This is a genomic window from Flavobacterium sp. (assembly GCF_044348915.1).
In the GTDB taxonomy this organism is placed as follows: Bacteria; Bacteroidota; Bacteroidia; order Flavobacteriales; family Flavobacteriaceae; genus Flavobacterium.
The window spans coordinates 13,194-28,532 of record NZ_JBIKRX010000011.1; the positions used below are offsets into that span (position 1 = coordinate 13,194).

The window sequence follows — 15,339 nt, forward strand, 5'->3', positions numbered from 1 at the left end:
TATAAAAGTAAAAAAAATAGCTTCAGTTTTACAATATTAGAATTAATAATCTGCTATTAAATAGGAATAGAATTCGTATTTTTAAACCCTAAAAAATTCACGATAAACAATGAAGAAAACAGCACTTATAACCTTGACAATAATGAGTTTAAACGTAATGGCACAAAATGTAATGTCTCCAGACTTGCTTTTGAAACTAGGAAGAGTATCCCCTTTAGGTATTTCTAAAGACGGGAAAAACATTGTTTACAAAGTAGATATTCCTTCTGCCGAAGAAAATAAATCGAATTCAAAATTGTATTCTTTACCTATAAATGGCGGCAAAGCAACCGAAGTTAGCTCAACCAAAGAGTTATTGAATGACAAAAATATTTCGCCAGATGGAAAATACATTGTTTACGATGAAGTGGTAAAAATAGACAAAGTTCACGGAAAGGATTTTTACCCTGAACTGGAAAAATCCAATGTTCAAATCTATAATGGATTGGATTATCGCCACTGGGACAAATGGAATGAAGGCAAATTCAATCACGTTTTTTATAAGGAAAACAAAGAAGGTGCTGTAGGAATCGACATTTTGAAAGGAGAAAATTTCGATAGCCCACAAAAACCATTTGGCGGAGACGAAGATTATATTTGGTCGCCTGACAGTAAAAGCATTTTATACGTTTGCAAGAAAAAAGCGGGAACATCATACGCCATTAGCACTAACACAGACATTTACGAATACAATTTAGATACTAAAAAAACAATCAACCGAACCGAAGGTAACTTAGGTTATGATACCAACCCAAAATTTTCGCCGGCAGGCAATTTGTCTTGGCTGCAAATGAAACGTGACGGATACGAAGCTGATAAAAATGACATAGTTGTTAGTTTTAAAGGAATTAATATCAACTTAACGGCACATTGGGATGGGACAGTTGAGAGTTTCATATGGAGCGCCGATGGCAAAAAAGTATATTTTCAAGCTCCAATCGATGGGACACTTCAGTTATTTGAAGTAGATTTTCCTGGTCTAACTAAAAAACTACCACAGGTAGTTCAACTGACAAATGGCGATTTTGATGTTTCGGGCTTAATTGGTTTGTCTGGTGACACTGTCCTTGTTACCCGAACCGATATGAATCACGCGGCCGAAATTTATTCTTACAATCTAAAGAATAAAACCTGGCTCCAATTATCTAATGTGAACACGGCAACCTACAATTCATTGGCTTTAAGCAAAACCGAAAAAAGATATGTAACTACTACCGATGGCAAAAAAATGTTGGTTTGGGTAATTCTTCCACCCAATTTTGATGCTACAAAAAAATACCCAACCTTGCTGTATTGCCAAGGCGGACCACAATCTCCATTGACTCAATTTTATTCGTTCCGATGGAATTTCCAATTAATGGCTGCCAATGGTTATATAGTTGTAGCTCCTAATCGTCGCGGAATGCACGGTCACGGCGTAGAATGGAACGAACAAATTAGCAAAGATTGGGGTGGCCAAGTGATGGATGACTGCCTATCGGCGATTGATGATGTGGCTAAAGAAAAATATGTCGACAAAGCCCGTTTGGGTTGTGTTGGCGCAAGTTATGGTGGATATTCAGCTTTTTATCTAGCTGGAATTCATAACAACAGATTCAAAACATTTATTGCCCACGACGGTGTTTTCAATACTCAAAGTATGTTCGGCACTACCGAAGAAGTGTTCTTTAATTATTGGGATTTTGGCGGAGCCTATTGGGAAAAAGATAACGCAATGGCCCAAAAAGCATATACTAAATTCAATCCTATCAATTTTGTCAGTAAGTGGAATGCCCCAATACTAATCATCCAAGGAGGAAATGATTTTAGAGTGCCAATTGGTCAGTCACAAGAAGCATTTCAAGCAGCACAAATGCTCGGGATAAAAAGCAGATTTCTCTATTTTCCAGAAGAAAACCATTGGGTTTTAAAGCCACAAAATGCCTTAGTTTGGCATAGAGAATTTTACAAATGGTTGAAAGAAACTTTGTAGAAAACACTCATTTCGACATACAAAAAATCCCGTTTTCTTTTGGAAAACGGGATTTTTTTTTAAATATAAAGTTAGCTTCTATTCAGGATCATTCATTTTGAAAGTATCCATAAAAGCAGTGGTATAATCACCAGAGATATATCTTGGATCATCCATCAATTGTCTGTGGAACGGAATAGTAGTTTTGATTCCTTCGATAACAAATTCATCCAAAGCTCTTCTCATTTTGCTTATAGCTTCTTCACGCGTTTGAGCGGTCGTAATCAATTTTGCAATCATTGAATCGTAGTTTGGCGGAATTGTGTAACCAGAATAAACGTGTGTGTCCAAACGAACTCCATGACCTCCAGGCATATGAAGTGTAGTTATTTTTCCTGGTGATGGTCTAAATTCATTGTATGGATCTTCGGCATTGATACGACATTCGATGGCGTGCAATTGTGGTAAATAGTTTTTACCAGAAATAGGCACACCAGCAGCCACTAAAATCTGCTCGCGAATTAAATCATAATCAATAACTTGTTCCGTAATTGGGTGCTCTACTTGGATACGTGTATTCATTTCCATAAAGTAGAAATTACGATGTTTGTCAACCAAAAATTCTACGGTTCCAGCACCTTCGTATTTGATGAATTCAGCTGCTTTTACTGCTGCTTCTCCCATCTTTTTACGTAATTCGTCGGTCATAAATGGCGAGGGGGTTTCTTCAGTCAATTTTTGGTGACGTCTTTGAACCGAGCAATCTCTTTCAGAAAGATGACAAGCCTTACCAAAAGAATCACCTACAACTTGAATCTCAATATGTCTTGGTTCTTCGATAAGTTTTTCTAGATACATTCCGTCATTACCAAAAGCTGCCGCTGATTCTTGACGAGCGCCTTCCCAAGCTTTTAGCAAATCCTCTTCGGCCCAAACAGCACGCATTCCTTTTCCGCCGCCACCTGCAGTAGCTTTTAACATTACAGGATAACCCATTTCTTTAGAAAGTGCTTGTGCTTGTTCGAAAGATTCTAATAAACCGTCAGAACCTGGGACGCAAGGAACTCCTGCTGCTTTCATTGTAGCTTTGGCAGAAGCTTTATCTCCCATTCTGTCAATCATTTCAGGCGATGCTCCAATAAATTTTACACCGTGTTCTTGACATATTTTTGAAAATTTTGAATTTTCAGAAAGGAATCCATACCCAGGATGTATTGCATCTGCGTTGGTTATCTCGGCAGCAGCAATAATATTTGACATTTTCAGGTAAGATAAATTGCTTGGTGGTGGTCCTATACAAACCGCTTCGTCAGCAAATTTTACGTGCAAACTATCCGCATCCGCTGTAGAGTAAACAGCTACCGTTTTGATACCCATTTCTCGACAGGTTCTAATGATGCGAAGAGCAATTTCCCCTCTATTTGCAATTAATATTTTTTTAAACATAATCTTTTATTAGATATTAGACAAAGGTCCATTAGACATTAAATTATGAAGTGAGAATACATCTTCTAACTTCTAACTTCTAATTTCTAACTTTTTATGATGGATCTACTAAAAACAAAGGTTGATCGTATTCCACTGGCGACATGTCGTCAACTAAAATCTTAACGATTTTTCCAGAAACTTCAGATTCAATTTCATTAAATAACTTCATTGCCTCCACTACACAAAGAACATCACCTTTTGCTATAGTACTTCCAACTTCTACAAACAAAGGTTTGTCTGGAGATGGTTTTCTATAAAACGTACCAATCATAGGTGATTTTACTGTGATATAATTTGAGTTTTCAACTGCTGGAGCTGCAGGAGTAGCCTCAACTGGAGCGATTTGCTGAGGAACTGCAACTGGTTGTAGTGCAGCTTGAGCCGGCATTTGAACAAATGTAGCTTCTGATACATTTCCTTCTAGAGTTGTTCTAATGGTGATTTTCACATCATCCATTTCTAATTTAACTTCGGCAACACCTGAATTTGCAACGAATTTGATTAGATTTTGAATTTCTTTTAAATCCATAATTACTTGTTTTAGTTTAATTTTATTTTTTATCGTAAGCCCATTTTAGATAAATCGATCCCCAAGAGAATCCGCCGCCGAAAGCTGCAAATATAACTGTATCTCCTTTTTTAAACAAATGTTCAAAATCACTTAGAACTAAAGGAAGAGTTGCCGAAGTTGTGTTTCCGTATCTCTCGATGTTCATCAATACTTTTGAATCTTCTAAATTCATTCTGCTAGAGATCGCATCAATAATTCTTTTGTTAGCTTGGTGTGGTACTAGCCAGGCAACATCTTCATTAGTCAAATTATTTCGCTGCATAATCAAGTCACAAGCATCAGACATATTGGTTACAGCATACTTAAAAACTGTTTTTCCGTCTTGAATAATATTGTGTTGGTTAGCCATAACTGTCTGTTCTGACGCTGGAAAAAGTGAACCTCCCGCTGTCATTTTCAGATATTCTCTGCCTGTTCCATCAGTTCTAAGATATTCATCTTGCAATCCTAAGCCTTCGTAATTAGGTTCGAATAAAGCGGCTCCAGCTCCATCTCCAAAAATTATACAAGTTGCTCTATCGGTGTAATCAACAATAGAAGACATTTTGTCTGCTCCTATTAATAATACTTTTTTATATCTTCCAGATTCTATGTATGCTGCAGCTGTAGACATACCGTATAAAAAACTTGAACAAGCTGATTGCAAATCATAAGCAAATGCATTTGTAGCTCCAATTTCGGTGGCAACGTAAGCCCCAGTCGATGCAACGGGCATATCAGCTGTTGCTGTCGCTAAAAGGACTAAATCTATTTCAAGAGGGTCTATATTTGATTTTTTAATGAGGTCTAAAGCGGCATTTATCGCCAAAAAAGAAGTTCCTTTAGTATCATCTTTTAAAATTCTTCTTTCTTTTATTCCAGTTCTTGAAGTAATCCACTCATCATTGGTGTCAACTAAGGTTTCTAGAATTTTGTTTGTCAGCACGTAGTCTGGAACATAAGCTCCAACAGCTGTGATTGCGGCTGTAATTTTATTCATTATATTCTATTTTTCTAGCCAAATGCTATTATTTAAATAAATTTCTAAAGGACTCGAAAATTACAATTTTTTTTTTAATCCTTCTTGTTTTAATAGTTCTAATTTAACAGAAATTATAAACAACAAAAAAAACTCCCACAAAGTGAGAGTTTAGATATCATTTACAAAAATGTATTAAGCAACAGCTACAGATTTATCTATAACAACCTGCCCTCTATAATACATTTTCCCTTCGTGCCAGTAAGCTCTGTGGTATAAATGTGCTTCTCCTGTAATTGGACAAGTTGCGATTTGAGCTACAGTAGCCTTGTAATGTGTTCTTCTTTTATCTCTTCTTGTTTTGGAGATTTTTCTCTTAGGATGTGCCATTTTACTATATTATTTATCCGTTAATAGTTGCTTTAATTTGTCCCAACGTGGGTCAATATTTTCTTCTTTTTGTTCTTTTTTATTCTCTTTCTTTAGTTCTTTTATTGTCAATTCCTTCAGTTTTGCCAAAGCTTCAGTATTTAAACTTCCATCTTTAACCCCTGGATGAATCCGTCTTAGAGGCACTGATAGCACAATCATTTCATAAATATATTGTGAAATATCTACTTGAAACTCTCCGTGTGGCAAAATAAGCAACTCTTCATTGTCATTATTAAAAGCATCTCCAAAACGAACAATCAATTTCATTTTACCTTTAATTGGCAAATCAAATTCTTCGTTTGTCATATCGCAAGGCACATTTACTGTCCCTTGATGCTTGAAAGCCAACTCTAGTAGAGTACTTTTTTTCTCTAAAACTACATTTACTTTGATGTCTGAATTATTAAATTCGTGATAATCAAAGATTTCAAAGAACGCATTATCTATTTGATATTCAAAATGATGTTTCCCTAGCTTTAATCCTATAAAAGGAATTAAATATTCTTTCGTCTTGTTCATTTCAACAACAATTTTCCCGAAACTTCGGGAGTGCAAAGATATAAAATTATTGGAAATCTAATAATCTTATTTATCTTTTTTTATTTATATCTATTTTTCTTTTGTTTTCAGCGGTTTTTGGCTGATTTCAGCGTACTCATTTCTAGAATTAAAAACATCAATGGCCAAATAAACAGCTTCTTTGAACGAATTATAATCAGCTATGCCTTTTCCAGCGATGTCATACGCTGTTCCGTGATCTGGTGAAGTTCTAATTTTATTTAACCCTGCTGTATAATTTACTCCGTTCCCAAAAGACAATGTTTTGAAAGGAATTAACCCTTGATCATGATAAGTCGCGATAACTGCGTCATATTTATCATATTGATTACTTCCGAAAAACCCGTCGGCAGCAAATGGACCAAAAACCAATGTTCCTTTCTCGAATATTTTTTTTAATGCAGGTTTTAAAACAGTATCGTCTTCTTTACCAATTACACCGCCATCTCCGCAATGAGGATTCAATCCTAAAACGGCAATTTTCGGCTTGTTGATACTAAAATCTTGAATGACAGTCTGTTTTATCGTTTCAATTTTCTTAATAATCAATTCTTCGGTAAGATGAGAAGCAACATCGTTCAACGGGATATGATCCGTAAGCAAACCTACTCTCAAACTGTCTTGAACCATCAACATTAAAGCATTGCCTTCCAATTCCTGATCAAGATAATCGGTATGACCTGGAAATTTAAAATTGTCAGCTTGAATGTTGTACTTATTTATAGGAGCAGTCACCAATACATCTATCAAACCTTCTTTCAACGCCTTGGTCGCAGCAACAAAAGATTTAATCGCGTATTTTCCAACATTTTCATCATTAACCCCAAAATTGATATCTACGCCTTCCTGCCAAACATTCAGCACATTGATTTTTCCTAAAACGATTTGGTCTAACCTATCTATTCCGTGAAGTACGGCTGTAGATTCGAGCGTCTTTTTTATAAAGGAAAGAATTTTTACATTGGCAAAGATCACCGGAGTACACAATTCTAACATTCGAGAATCTTCGAATGTTTTTAGAATAATTTCGCTTCCAATACCGTTTAAATCTCCAATCGAAATTCCAACGATTATATTTTCTGCTTTTTTTATCATGAGATCAGGTATTTATTGCTAATTTTGAAGTGCAAATTTAGTAAAATAAAATAAGAAATGTTTACAGGAATTATAGAATCACTTGGCAAGGTCCAAGAAATAAAAAAAGACAAAGACAACGTTCATATTACCATTGAATCCTTAATCACTGATGAACTTAAGATTGACCAAAGCGTTGCTCATAATGGCATTTGTATGACGATTGTGTCTATCAATAAAAACCTTTACACGGTAACTGCCATTGCTGAAACCATAAAAAAAACAAATTTATCGCAGCTTAAAGTAGGTGATAGCGTTAATCTAGAGAGAGCAATGCGATTAGGGGATCGACTCGATGGCCATATTGTTCAGGGACATGTAGACCAAGTTGCTACTTGCATTGTTGCCAATGAAACTAACGGAAGTTGGTTTTATACATTTGAATATGACGATGCTATTGGCAATATCACTATCGAGAAAGGATCCATAACAGTAAATGGAGTAAGCTTAACAGTTGTAGATTCAAGAAAAAACCAGTTTAGTGTTGCTATTATCCCTTATACTTATGAGCACACTAATTTTAATTCTTTTGAAAATGGCACTAAGGTAAATCTTGAATTCGATTTGATAGGCAAGTATATTTCAAAATTGTATTCGAATAAATAAGAAATGAATTAACCAAAAAAAAACTCCAATTTAACTTGGAGTTTTTGTTTTTATATTGTGATTGTAAATAATGTAAATTCCGAAAAGTATTGCAATTGCAACTAAAATTAAAATACTATCATCTATAGGTAAACCTGGTGGTGGGGGGGGGCTTTTAAAATTTGGTGGTGGGGGCGTTGGTCCTGCAAATAGAACAATACTACCCAAAAGGAATAGCGCTGTTATAAAAAACTTATTTGCAATAATTTTCATATTTATTTAAAAAATAAATCGTTCTTATAGAAAAAGGATACTCTAAAATTATTAGATAACTTGATTTCCATAAAATAGTGTAAGCAAAGTTATTTTTATTTACCAATAAAACAATAATTCAATCGTTAAAAGCACTATTTTTAACGATTAAATACAATGATTTAACATTTGAATAAAAAAAACCTACAAAACTATCGATTCTGCAGGGTTTTATGTGGTCCCACTTGGAATCGAACCAAGCACCTACTGATTATGAGTCAGTTGCTCTAACCGAATGAGCTATAGGAATATAGGACGTTTTAAAAGCCTTACACTGATTGTACAAACTATGCGCAAACCAAAACCTGGTTTTAAAATAGGTTTGTTATACTTGAGCCAAATATATTACTTTTTCCAAAAGAAAAAAAAGAAAAAAAAGAAAGCCATTCAAATTGAGGAAATAATGAACGAGAATGGAAGGAGGCACGACTGACTGGGAGTGAATTATGAACTCTAAATTTGCTTTATTTTTTATCTTTCAGGAAATGGTCATCGTTAGGAATAACACCCAGCAGCACCGCAAAAAAATATGGAATTTTTATGGAATATTTTTTGAGGAGCAAGGTGCGGTGTTGCGGCAAATGACTAGCTACACTAGACCGAGAGTGAAACGTAGCTTTTGCGAAGTGGAAAGAAGGGATAGTAGCGTGAAACGTTGGGGAAAAAATAAAAGTCAGCGAAGCGTTCCTTGATTTAATGCAAAGTGCTAACGGAGCAAACCCCAATAGCTAGTCATAGGAGCAACCGCTGAATCAACAAAGGGCGAAAGACAATAATACTGCTGAAATGTAGTGCAACGGAATGAAGCTGTATGTTGGATTTATTAGCCCTGACGAATGAATTGAGAGAGCGTGTGAAGACTGGGAATGCAGAAAACAAAAAAGAGCTGCTATTTTTCTTAGCTGCTCTTATTTTGGGTTCAAATGGTCTGTGGAATGGAAGGAAGAATGACTGACTGGAACAGCCCAGCGGAACTAAGCAAACGAGAGGAAAGAGACCGCTTGATTGCCCTTTAATACTTAATTAAAACATCAGTTAAAATCTTTAATTCGTAATAATGTACTATAATTAGAATATGAAAGAATATTTGACTTAAAAAACATTTCACCAGATAAAACATCTGCACTTTGCATATAAATTATAGAACCTAGTTGATTCCAATTATTATTTAAACTTCTGTATCTAACATAATAATGTTTTAGAGACAATGAAGTATTATTATTCTTAATAGCTGTTAATATTTCTTCGGAATTATTATTAAAATTAATATAATGTATTGTATTATTAGCTAAGCCAGATGAAAAAACTAAATCATTATTGTATTGATTCCAAGTATTACTTGCTAGATTATACTGAAAAGTTTTAATAAAAACAGGTCTCGAAGTATTATTACCTAAACTAGTATTCCAAAATCCTGTTGATATACCAATTTTTAAACCATTATTTGAAATACAAAATTGCGAACCCCAAGCTAATGGAGTCGGCCCTTCAATAAACCCCCCAACTTGAGTCAATGTTGAACCATTGTAATTGTAAACAGCTGTTCTACCATTTAAACCTCCAGAGACATCTAGTGTCTGGTTACTGTTTGAAACCATGATATAATCTCCATTTTGATTTATTCTGCATTGTCCTCCCCTTATACCCGTCAAAGGGTATTGATTAACATTCCAAGAATTACTATTATTGGTATAAATAATTAAATCCGAATAGTTTGTAGTATAAGGATAATTACCTTTCATAGCAATAATTAGATTGCCAGATTCATTCATTTCATGTGAATCACCAATTGGATTTAAAATTGTAGAATTTAACACCCAGTTATTATTAATTAAATTATATATCTTAAATGAAAAATCTGTTAAATTTGATTCCTTTTGTGTGAAAAATATTTTTGTACCATCACCATTTATGCCAATTACATTACCTAAACTTTGATTTGCATAAGTCCCAATAAAATCTTGTCCAATTTTTTCAAAAACACCATTTTCATACTTTACAATCCAGACTTTTCCAACGTTACTTAAACTAGTTTGAAAATTAGAATTATATATATCATAAGATGCATTTGAAAAAATAAAATATTTTCCATTATTACTTAATCTATGAATTATAACTCCATCAGTACCCTCCTGGCTAGATAAAAAGGTAAATTCTGAATCACTATAACTTGCATTACTCCCAATTGTTACATTTGATGAGCCAGCAGGCCCTTGTGGTCCAGTTTCTCCATTACAAACATATTTTGTTTGTGATACATTTACTTCGTTTGCATCTAAGACTCCATTTAAGTTTGAATCCAAACCTACTTCTATTTTTGTACCTCCGTTTACACAATTTGTTCCTGCCAGTTCAATGGTTGTTTTTATTAATGAATTACTTCCATTACTACCAGCTGTTCCTTTTAGCGAATCCAAGTATTGTTGTAAAGTTCCAGTATTTCCAGCATCCAACCATATTTGATAAGCTGACTTACCAACAGCACCTGGAGTGCCAGCTGTTCCTTTTAGCGAATCCAAGTATTGTTGCAATGTTCCTGTATTTCCAGCATCCAACCATATTTGATAAGCTGACTTACCAACAGCCCCTGGAGTACCAGCTGTTCCTTTTAGCGAATCCAAGTATTGTTGTAAAGTTCCAGTATTTCCAGCATCCAACCATATTTGATAAGCTGACTTACCAACAGCACCTGGAGTGCCAGCTGTTCCTTTTAGCGAATCCAAGTATTGTTGCAATGTTCCTGTATTTCCAGCATCCAACCAAACTTGATACGCTGACTTTCCAACAGCACCTGGTGTACCAGGAGTTCCTGAATTAGCTGCGTAATAAGCATATGGAACAGATGTAAAAGGTTGATTACTTATTTCCAAAAAACCTGAGCAATTTCCTGTGGTGTCTAATTCCACAGCAAGATTTTTTGGATTACCATCCCAATTAATAGTACCAAAATTCAGCGTTGTACCTCCTGTTTTTGTTCCTGTGCCAATTATTAGATTAACCATTCCAAATTCATCTGTGGTAGCAGCTATTGTTTCCTGATATTCTAGAAGAGATGCTCCTTTTAAAATTTTAAAGCGCAAGCAAATGTTTTTGTTTACTAATGGAGCTCTTGAGTTATCAGCTCCTGGCAATTCTTCTCCTTGTGGATTTAATATTACTGCCTGATACGTAATTCCGTTTTGAGCGTTTGAGAATAATGCGAAAAACAGTAAAAATAAAATGTATATTTTTTTCATATTAATTTTTAATTAAAGGCATAATGAACGCCAAATTGTAATTGGTTGGTGCTAAATGATAATTTTTGGTCTGTAGCATTGGTCGGGTTAAGTCCGAAGCAATAGTTATATCCTAGACTTATGAATCCATCAGAAGAAAGATTGTATTTTATTTGAACCCCTATTGAAGGAGTAACTAATAACCCTGAGAATTCTTTTTCATCGGTCAAGTCATAATAAGTTCCATTAATACTTTGTTTGCCACTTACTATTGTTGCCATATTTAAGCCCAATTTAGGTAGAATATCAAAATTACCTCTGTCAACAATAGAGTACATTAAACCTCCTTGCAAACCGAGATATTGAGTTTCCCAGGAATAACTATTTGCTGAATTGCCACCTGTGTTGTTATATTCATTTAAAGCTAAACCTAATGAATAGCTAAATTTTTCATTTTCGAAAGGCTGTATGTATCCTACTTCATAAAAATTACCAGTTCCATTTTTTAAATTAGAATTAGTATTGCCGGATGAATTCTTAAAATTATAAGTAGTGAAATTTTTTCCAGTGGAAAAATAAACCTCTTGGGCTTGAGCTGTTGCCAGCCAACAAAATACTGCAATTAAATAAAATAAATTTTTCATTCTTGTTTTAAAATTTGTGAATAATAAGTGTAGTTGGGAGCTGTTAATCGAGCCAAATAATTACTAGACGGTAATTGGACCAAATCAATAGTTAGGAGAGTCTCAGACGCCATTTTTTCTTCTTTAAAAACCAATCTTCCTCGAATATCAAATACCTCAATTAGTATTTTGTCTTTAACGGGTATAGAAAACTGAAAATTTATAGCAGTTACAAAAGGGTTGGGATAAGTGATGGTAGAAATGGCAGTGATTATATTGTTATTGACATATTTTTTCCAATTACTTTGTTGGAATCCCTGTCCAACTGTATGCCCATTTGTATTGTTACCAATTGCGCTTTGTTGTCCAATAGACTGGCTCACGAGCATTCCATTAGCAATCTCAACACTTTTTCCTTGAGAAGAAAGCATCTGGTGATGGAGTGTTTGTCCGTAAATAAAGGTGTTCAAGCATAAAAACATAAGTACTGTATATCTCATAATTTTTTATATTGTTGGTATTACGGCTACTCGAGAATATTAAAGCTGCTGAATTGATATAGAAACAATTATTCAGTACAATTTTAGCCTTTTACACTGCATTCAAAATGCAGCGGGCAAACTTTAATCAAAATGAACTTTCTATTCATGAAACGAGCTTGATTTCAAGTTAATGACCAAAATTATAGTAAGAGATTATTCTTTCCTTACGGGAAACCTCATTTGGACAAAATAATTTTTTACAAATGTAAATTAAAAACAGTTGTAAACAATCTGATTTTTACAATCACATATTTTTAATCGGTTGAAAGTAATTTTCCAGTATGGAAAAGAGAGTAAGAAAGTCAGAAATGGATCAAGAAATCTTGCTTCTTGGTCAGCGTATCCTTGAGATCATCAAAGAGAAAAACTTTAAGACTAGAGAAGTGGCGCATGATGCTGATATGGACGTTGAGAACCTTAGGAAGTACATTAAGGGCAAGCTGTCCTTTTATAGTTTTCAATTTTAAAAGCCTTTAAAAGATTGTACAAGCTTGTTAGTTGGTTTAGAGGGCTTAATTTTAATAATATCCTTTACCTTCAACACAATGTCTTATGCCTCCTCTAGGGTTTTCCATATCGCCTTTGTATCTTGGTATAATGTGACAATGGAAGTGCATAACAGTTTGACCAGCATCTTCTCCACAATTCATTCCTATGTTGTACCCTGAAGGAGAATGTTGTTTTTCAACCTCTTTTTTACCGCATTTAATAGCTATATTAAGGTCGTTTTTCTCCATTTCATCTAGACTAAAGTAATCATGTTTTAAGGCTTTAGAAATGATTAAAAGATGTCCAGGAGAAACAGGAAACCTATCATAGATTGCAAAGAAATAGTCTGTTTCAAAAACATAGTGCTGTGGATCTATCTGTTGAAAAACACTCATCTGTTGTTCAGTTTGGTTATTAATCTTTTAAAGAAGGGATCTGTTTCTCTGTTGTAATGTGGAGAGTTCTCCCAATAATTGTTCTTGAGGACAATCTTTGCGTTATCATAATGATATAGCATTGACTTATTCCTTTTAATAGGGTTGTCTCCTAGTGCATCAGCAATTTTCTTTTTCCAGGGATGATTGCTTCCCATGATATTCTCATTACGTGCTACCAGCTTCTCAAAGTAGTGCTTTCCTATTAATGCATCATTTTTGTTCATGTTGCAGATGCTATGACTCAACACAAGGTTCCATATTTCATCATGTTGGATGAATTGCCTTGGTAAAACATGATCCACATGAACATCTTTATCCCCAATCCTTTCACCGCAATAGAAACACGTGTTTCCCTGATATCCTTGTAAGAATGGAATGTTGCCTGTAATATTAGTCCTGGTGTAACTATTCGCCAGGTAAACATCTCTAACATCATTAGACAGCTTAAAATCACCATGAGCTAAGGAGAAAGCTCCTTCTAATAAGCTCCATCTTGCATCAAGTTCATCTGTGAGCTCTTGTTTCGATGTTTCATTGATTTGGAAGGTAGCATCATGCAAATAGAGCTTTTTCCCAAAATCAAAGTGGTAGAACTTCTCCCCAACAATATCTTTATCTGTTCCAATGGTCTGAAACCTTGGCACAACATCATTAAAAGCTTCAGTACCTACTGAATAAACTGCTCTCTCAAAATCAATCAATCCTTTGTTTAGAGAATCAATAATCCTCTCCATTTTGGTTTTCCTGGATGGATTGCTTTGTTGTGGGTTGTAGTTTGTTTTCAGCCTCTCAATGTAGTTGTCTAAATAGATTTTAGATAGATGATCCCATTCTACAGCCTCTTTATCTTGAGAAGCTAATTCAAGAATGGTTTTGCCTAATGCAATCTTGTAAGTGGCTTGATTTAAGCCATAAAGCACTATTCCTTTCCAATAGTCTACATCTTCAAATTTATCCATTAGCTATCCTCTATTGATGTGTTAGATTATTACAAACATAAGAATATTTTGTCTTATTAATAAGAATGCTCTTGTTTCTGTTTGAGGGGTAGTACTCCAGGTGAATTATTTGAGACAGGTTTGTTAGTGGGAGTGATCAAGCTATTCACACATTGGTCAAAATAACCATGTCGGTTAGAAATTTTGCGAAATAATATTTATCGTTATAGCCAAATGCACCCAAAATCACCTACAGAAAGCTATATTTATTTACTTATGCCTTCCAACTTTACATTATTGCTTTTACAGGATAATATAGAGTTGATGTGCATACTGCTTTAAAGCAACATATTGATAACTTTACTAGATAATGATTGATTCTGGATCACACTTCAAGATTTAGTTTCATTACATTATAAAGGTGCTTATTCTCAATAAATATTGTTAAAAGTAATCTATATTTAAAGAATAAATAAAATTGAATTGATTATCAGTATTTTAAATAATATTTTATAATCTTTTTATTCAAAATATATCAAATAATGAATTATTTTTATATCTTTGTAGACTAAAAATACATACAAATGGGAGTAGTTGTAAAGCGTTATAAGGATACAAAATTAAAGGAACTTGTTGATACTGAAACAGGAGAGATTATTGATACTAGTGAATTAGGTTTAATACAAAGAGCAAGCACAGGCGAGATTAGCATTAGTAGTAAGACATATGCTTATCTTGATACAAATGTCTTATCAAATCTAATTAAGATTGGGATTAAACAAGTGGATTTAGCACTGCTTATTACGCTTTCAAGTAATTTACTTATTGGGTGTAATGTTTGCATGAAAGATGAAAATGACCCTCATACTACCTCAAGTATAGCTAAATTGATTGGAAACTCTGACCAAGCAGTGAAAATCAAATTAAATAGATTGTTAAAGTTAAAAGCTCTACATTATGGAATATTGAAAGAAAACAAAAGGTTAGGGAAAGTGTACATAATAAATCCTCACATTATTAGGAAGGGGCTTAAATTTAAAGCTTCCTTAGGTATTATTTTTATGTAG

At 34.2% G+C, this 15,339-nt stretch carries 16 protein-coding genes and 1 tRNA gene; 4 read left to right on the forward strand and 13 right to left on the reverse strand.

Annotated elements, in window-relative coordinates; all coding sequences use genetic code 11:
• Positions 1-109 precede the first annotated feature (109 nt).
• A complete protein-coding gene (locus tag ACIQ1E_RS03385) occupies positions 110-2,011 on the forward strand; it encodes an alpha/beta fold hydrolase (protein WP_396168701.1) in 1,902 nt (633 codons plus the stop codon).
• A gap of 78 nt (positions 2,012-2,089) precedes the next feature.
• Here ACIQ1E_RS03385 and accC read toward each other — a convergent pair whose 3' ends face one another.
• The 6 genes from accC to pdxA all read right to left on the reverse strand — a co-directional run bounded on the left by accC (position 2,090) and on the right by pdxA (position 7,092).
• The gene (gene accC / locus ACIQ1E_RS03390) at positions 2,090-3,436 is read right to left on the reverse strand and encodes an acetyl-CoA carboxylase biotin carboxylase subunit (RefSeq protein WP_396168703.1); all 1,347 of its coding nucleotides are present in this window, start codon (positions 3,434-3,436) and stop codon (positions 2,090-2,092) included.
• A gap of 94 nt (positions 3,437-3,530) precedes the next feature.
• Positions 3,531-4,007 carry an acetyl-CoA carboxylase biotin carboxyl carrier protein gene (gene accB, locus ACIQ1E_RS03395; protein ID WP_396168704.1) on the reverse strand — a complete coding sequence of 159 codons (477 nt, stop codon included), beginning with the start codon at positions 4,005-4,007 and terminating at the stop codon, positions 3,531-3,533.
• Between the two features lie 22 nt (positions 4,008-4,029).
• Entirely contained in the window at positions 4,030-5,028 is a 999-nt protein-coding gene (locus tag ACIQ1E_RS03400) for a beta-ketoacyl-ACP synthase III (protein ID WP_396168706.1), read from the reverse strand.
• Positions 5,029-5,202: 174 nt separating this feature from the next.
• Entirely contained in the window at positions 5,203-5,397 is a 195-nt protein-coding gene (gene rpmF / locus ACIQ1E_RS03405; RefSeq protein ID WP_007137315.1) for a 50S ribosomal protein L32, read from the reverse strand.
• A 9-nt stretch (positions 5,398-5,406) separates the two neighbouring features.
• Entirely contained in the window at positions 5,407-5,958 is a 552-nt protein-coding gene (locus ACIQ1E_RS03410; protein ID WP_396168708.1) for a YceD family protein, read from the reverse strand.
• Between the two features lie 90 nt (positions 5,959-6,048).
• Positions 6,049-7,092 (reverse strand): 4-hydroxythreonine-4-phosphate dehydrogenase PdxA, encoded by a 1,044-nt coding sequence (gene pdxA / locus ACIQ1E_RS03415; protein WP_396168710.1) that lies wholly within the window; start codon positions 7,090-7,092, stop codon positions 6,049-6,051.
• A 57-nt stretch (positions 7,093-7,149) separates the two neighbouring features.
• Between pdxA and ACIQ1E_RS03420 the strand changes: the two genes are divergently transcribed.
• Positions 7,150-7,737 carry a riboflavin synthase gene (locus ACIQ1E_RS03420; RefSeq protein WP_396168712.1) on the forward strand — a complete coding sequence of 196 codons (588 nt, stop codon included), beginning with the start codon at positions 7,150-7,152 and terminating at the stop codon, positions 7,735-7,737.
• Positions 7,738-7,767: 30 nt separating this feature from the next.
• Here the strand turns inward: ACIQ1E_RS03420 and ACIQ1E_RS03425 are convergent, their stop codons facing one another.
• The 5 genes from ACIQ1E_RS03425 to ACIQ1E_RS03445 form a co-directional block, all read right to left on the reverse strand.
• The gene (locus tag ACIQ1E_RS03425) at positions 7,768-7,989 is read right to left on the reverse strand and encodes a hypothetical protein (protein WP_396168714.1); all 222 of its coding nucleotides are present in this window, start codon (positions 7,987-7,989) and stop codon (positions 7,768-7,770) included.
• Positions 7,990-8,204: 215 nt separating this feature from the next.
• A tRNA-Ile gene (locus ACIQ1E_RS03430) sits at positions 8,205-8,276 on the reverse strand.
• 783 nt (positions 8,277-9,059) lie between these two features.
• Positions 9,060-11,264 (reverse strand): hypothetical protein, encoded by a 2,205-nt coding sequence (locus tag ACIQ1E_RS03435; protein WP_396168716.1) that lies wholly within the window; start codon positions 11,262-11,264, stop codon positions 9,060-9,062.
• A gap of 8 nt (positions 11,265-11,272) precedes the next feature.
• The gene (locus tag ACIQ1E_RS03440) at positions 11,273-11,887 is read right to left on the reverse strand and encodes an outer membrane beta-barrel protein (RefSeq protein ID WP_396168718.1); all 615 of its coding nucleotides are present in this window, start codon (positions 11,885-11,887) and stop codon (positions 11,273-11,275) included.
• Positions 11,884-12,366 carry a T9SS type A sorting domain-containing protein gene (locus ACIQ1E_RS03445; RefSeq protein ID WP_396168719.1) on the reverse strand — a complete coding sequence of 161 codons (483 nt, stop codon included), beginning with the start codon at positions 12,364-12,366 and terminating at the stop codon, positions 11,884-11,886. The genes ACIQ1E_RS03440 and ACIQ1E_RS03445 overlap by 4 nt, the downstream gene beginning before the upstream one ends.
• A gap of 323 nt (positions 12,367-12,689) precedes the next feature.
• Between ACIQ1E_RS03445 and ACIQ1E_RS03450 the strand changes: the two genes are divergently transcribed.
• Complete coding sequence (locus ACIQ1E_RS03450; protein ID WP_396168721.1) at positions 12,690-12,875, forward strand: hypothetical protein; 186 nt, start codon at positions 12,690-12,692, stop codon at positions 12,873-12,875.
• Between the two features lie 51 nt (positions 12,876-12,926).
• On the opposite strand, the gene ACIQ1E_RS03455 is transcribed toward ACIQ1E_RS03450, so the two are convergent.
• Both ACIQ1E_RS03455 and ACIQ1E_RS03460 read right to left on the reverse strand, forming a co-directional pair.
• Positions 12,927-13,292, reverse strand: a complete 366-nt coding sequence (locus tag ACIQ1E_RS03455) for an HIT family protein (protein WP_396168723.1) — start codon at positions 13,290-13,292, stop codon at positions 12,927-12,929.
• Positions 13,289-14,293 (reverse strand): HNH endonuclease, encoded by a 1,005-nt coding sequence (locus ACIQ1E_RS03460; protein ID WP_396168725.1) that lies wholly within the window; start codon positions 14,291-14,293, stop codon positions 13,289-13,291. The genes ACIQ1E_RS03455 and ACIQ1E_RS03460 overlap by 4 nt, the downstream gene beginning before the upstream one ends.
• Before the next feature lie 563 nt (positions 14,294-14,856).
• Between ACIQ1E_RS03460 and ACIQ1E_RS03465 the strand changes: the two genes are divergently transcribed.
• On the forward strand, positions 14,857-15,339 hold the full coding sequence (locus ACIQ1E_RS03465; RefSeq protein WP_396168727.1) for a hypothetical protein: 483 nt from the start codon (positions 14,857-14,859) through the stop codon (positions 15,337-15,339).

Bases quoted from the DNA above. Each gene is read 5' to 3' on its own strand.
- ACIQ1E_RS03445 (WP_396168719.1), bottom strand. From the start codon at position 12,366: ATGAGATATACAGTACTTATGTTTTTATGCTTGAACACCTTTATTTAC.
- ACIQ1E_RS03420 (WP_396168712.1), top strand. From the start codon at position 7,150: ATGTTTACAGGAATTATAGAATCACTTGGCAAGGTCCAAGAAATAAAA.
- ACIQ1E_RS03440 (WP_396168718.1), bottom strand. From the start codon at position 11,887: ATGAAAAATTTATTTTATTTAATTGCAGTATTTTGTTGGCTGGCAACA.
- ACIQ1E_RS03435 (WP_396168716.1), bottom strand. From the start codon at position 11,264: ATGAAAAAAATATACATTTTATTTTTACTGTTTTTCGCATTATTCTCA.
- ACIQ1E_RS03450 (WP_396168721.1), top strand. From the start codon at position 12,690: ATGGAAAAGAGAGTAAGAAAGTCAGAAATGGATCAAGAAATCTTGCTT.
- pdxA (WP_396168710.1), bottom strand. From the start codon at position 7,092: ATGATAAAAAAAGCAGAAAATATAATCGTTGGAATTTCGATTGGAGAT.
- ACIQ1E_RS03455 (WP_396168723.1), bottom strand. From the start codon at position 13,292: ATGAGTGTTTTTCAACAGATAGATCCACAGCACTATGTTTTTGAAACA.
- accC (WP_396168703.1), bottom strand. From the start codon at position 3,436: ATGTTTAAAAAAATATTAATTGCAAATAGAGGGGAAATTGCTCTTCGC.
- rpmF (WP_007137315.1), bottom strand. From the start codon at position 5,397: ATGGCACATCCTAAGAGAAAAATCTCCAAAACAAGAAGAGATAAAAGA.
- ACIQ1E_RS03460 (WP_396168725.1), bottom strand. From the start codon at position 14,293: ATGGATAAATTTGAAGATGTAGACTATTGGAAAGGAATAGTGCTTTAT.
- ACIQ1E_RS03465 (WP_396168727.1), top strand. From the start codon at position 14,857: ATGGGAGTAGTTGTAAAGCGTTATAAGGATACAAAATTAAAGGAACTT.
- ACIQ1E_RS03385 (WP_396168701.1), top strand. From the start codon at position 110: ATGAAGAAAACAGCACTTATAACCTTGACAATAATGAGTTTAAACGTA.
- ACIQ1E_RS03425 (WP_396168714.1), bottom strand. From the start codon at position 7,989: ATGAAAATTATTGCAAATAAGTTTTTTATAACAGCGCTATTCCTTTTG.
- accB (WP_396168704.1), bottom strand. From the start codon at position 4,007: ATGGATTTAAAAGAAATTCAAAATCTAATCAAATTCGTTGCAAATTCA.
- ACIQ1E_RS03410 (WP_396168708.1), bottom strand. From the start codon at position 5,958: ATGAACAAGACGAAAGAATATTTAATTCCTTTTATAGGATTAAAGCTA.
- ACIQ1E_RS03400 (WP_396168706.1), bottom strand. From the start codon at position 5,028: ATGAATAAAATTACAGCCGCAATCACAGCTGTTGGAGCTTATGTTCCA.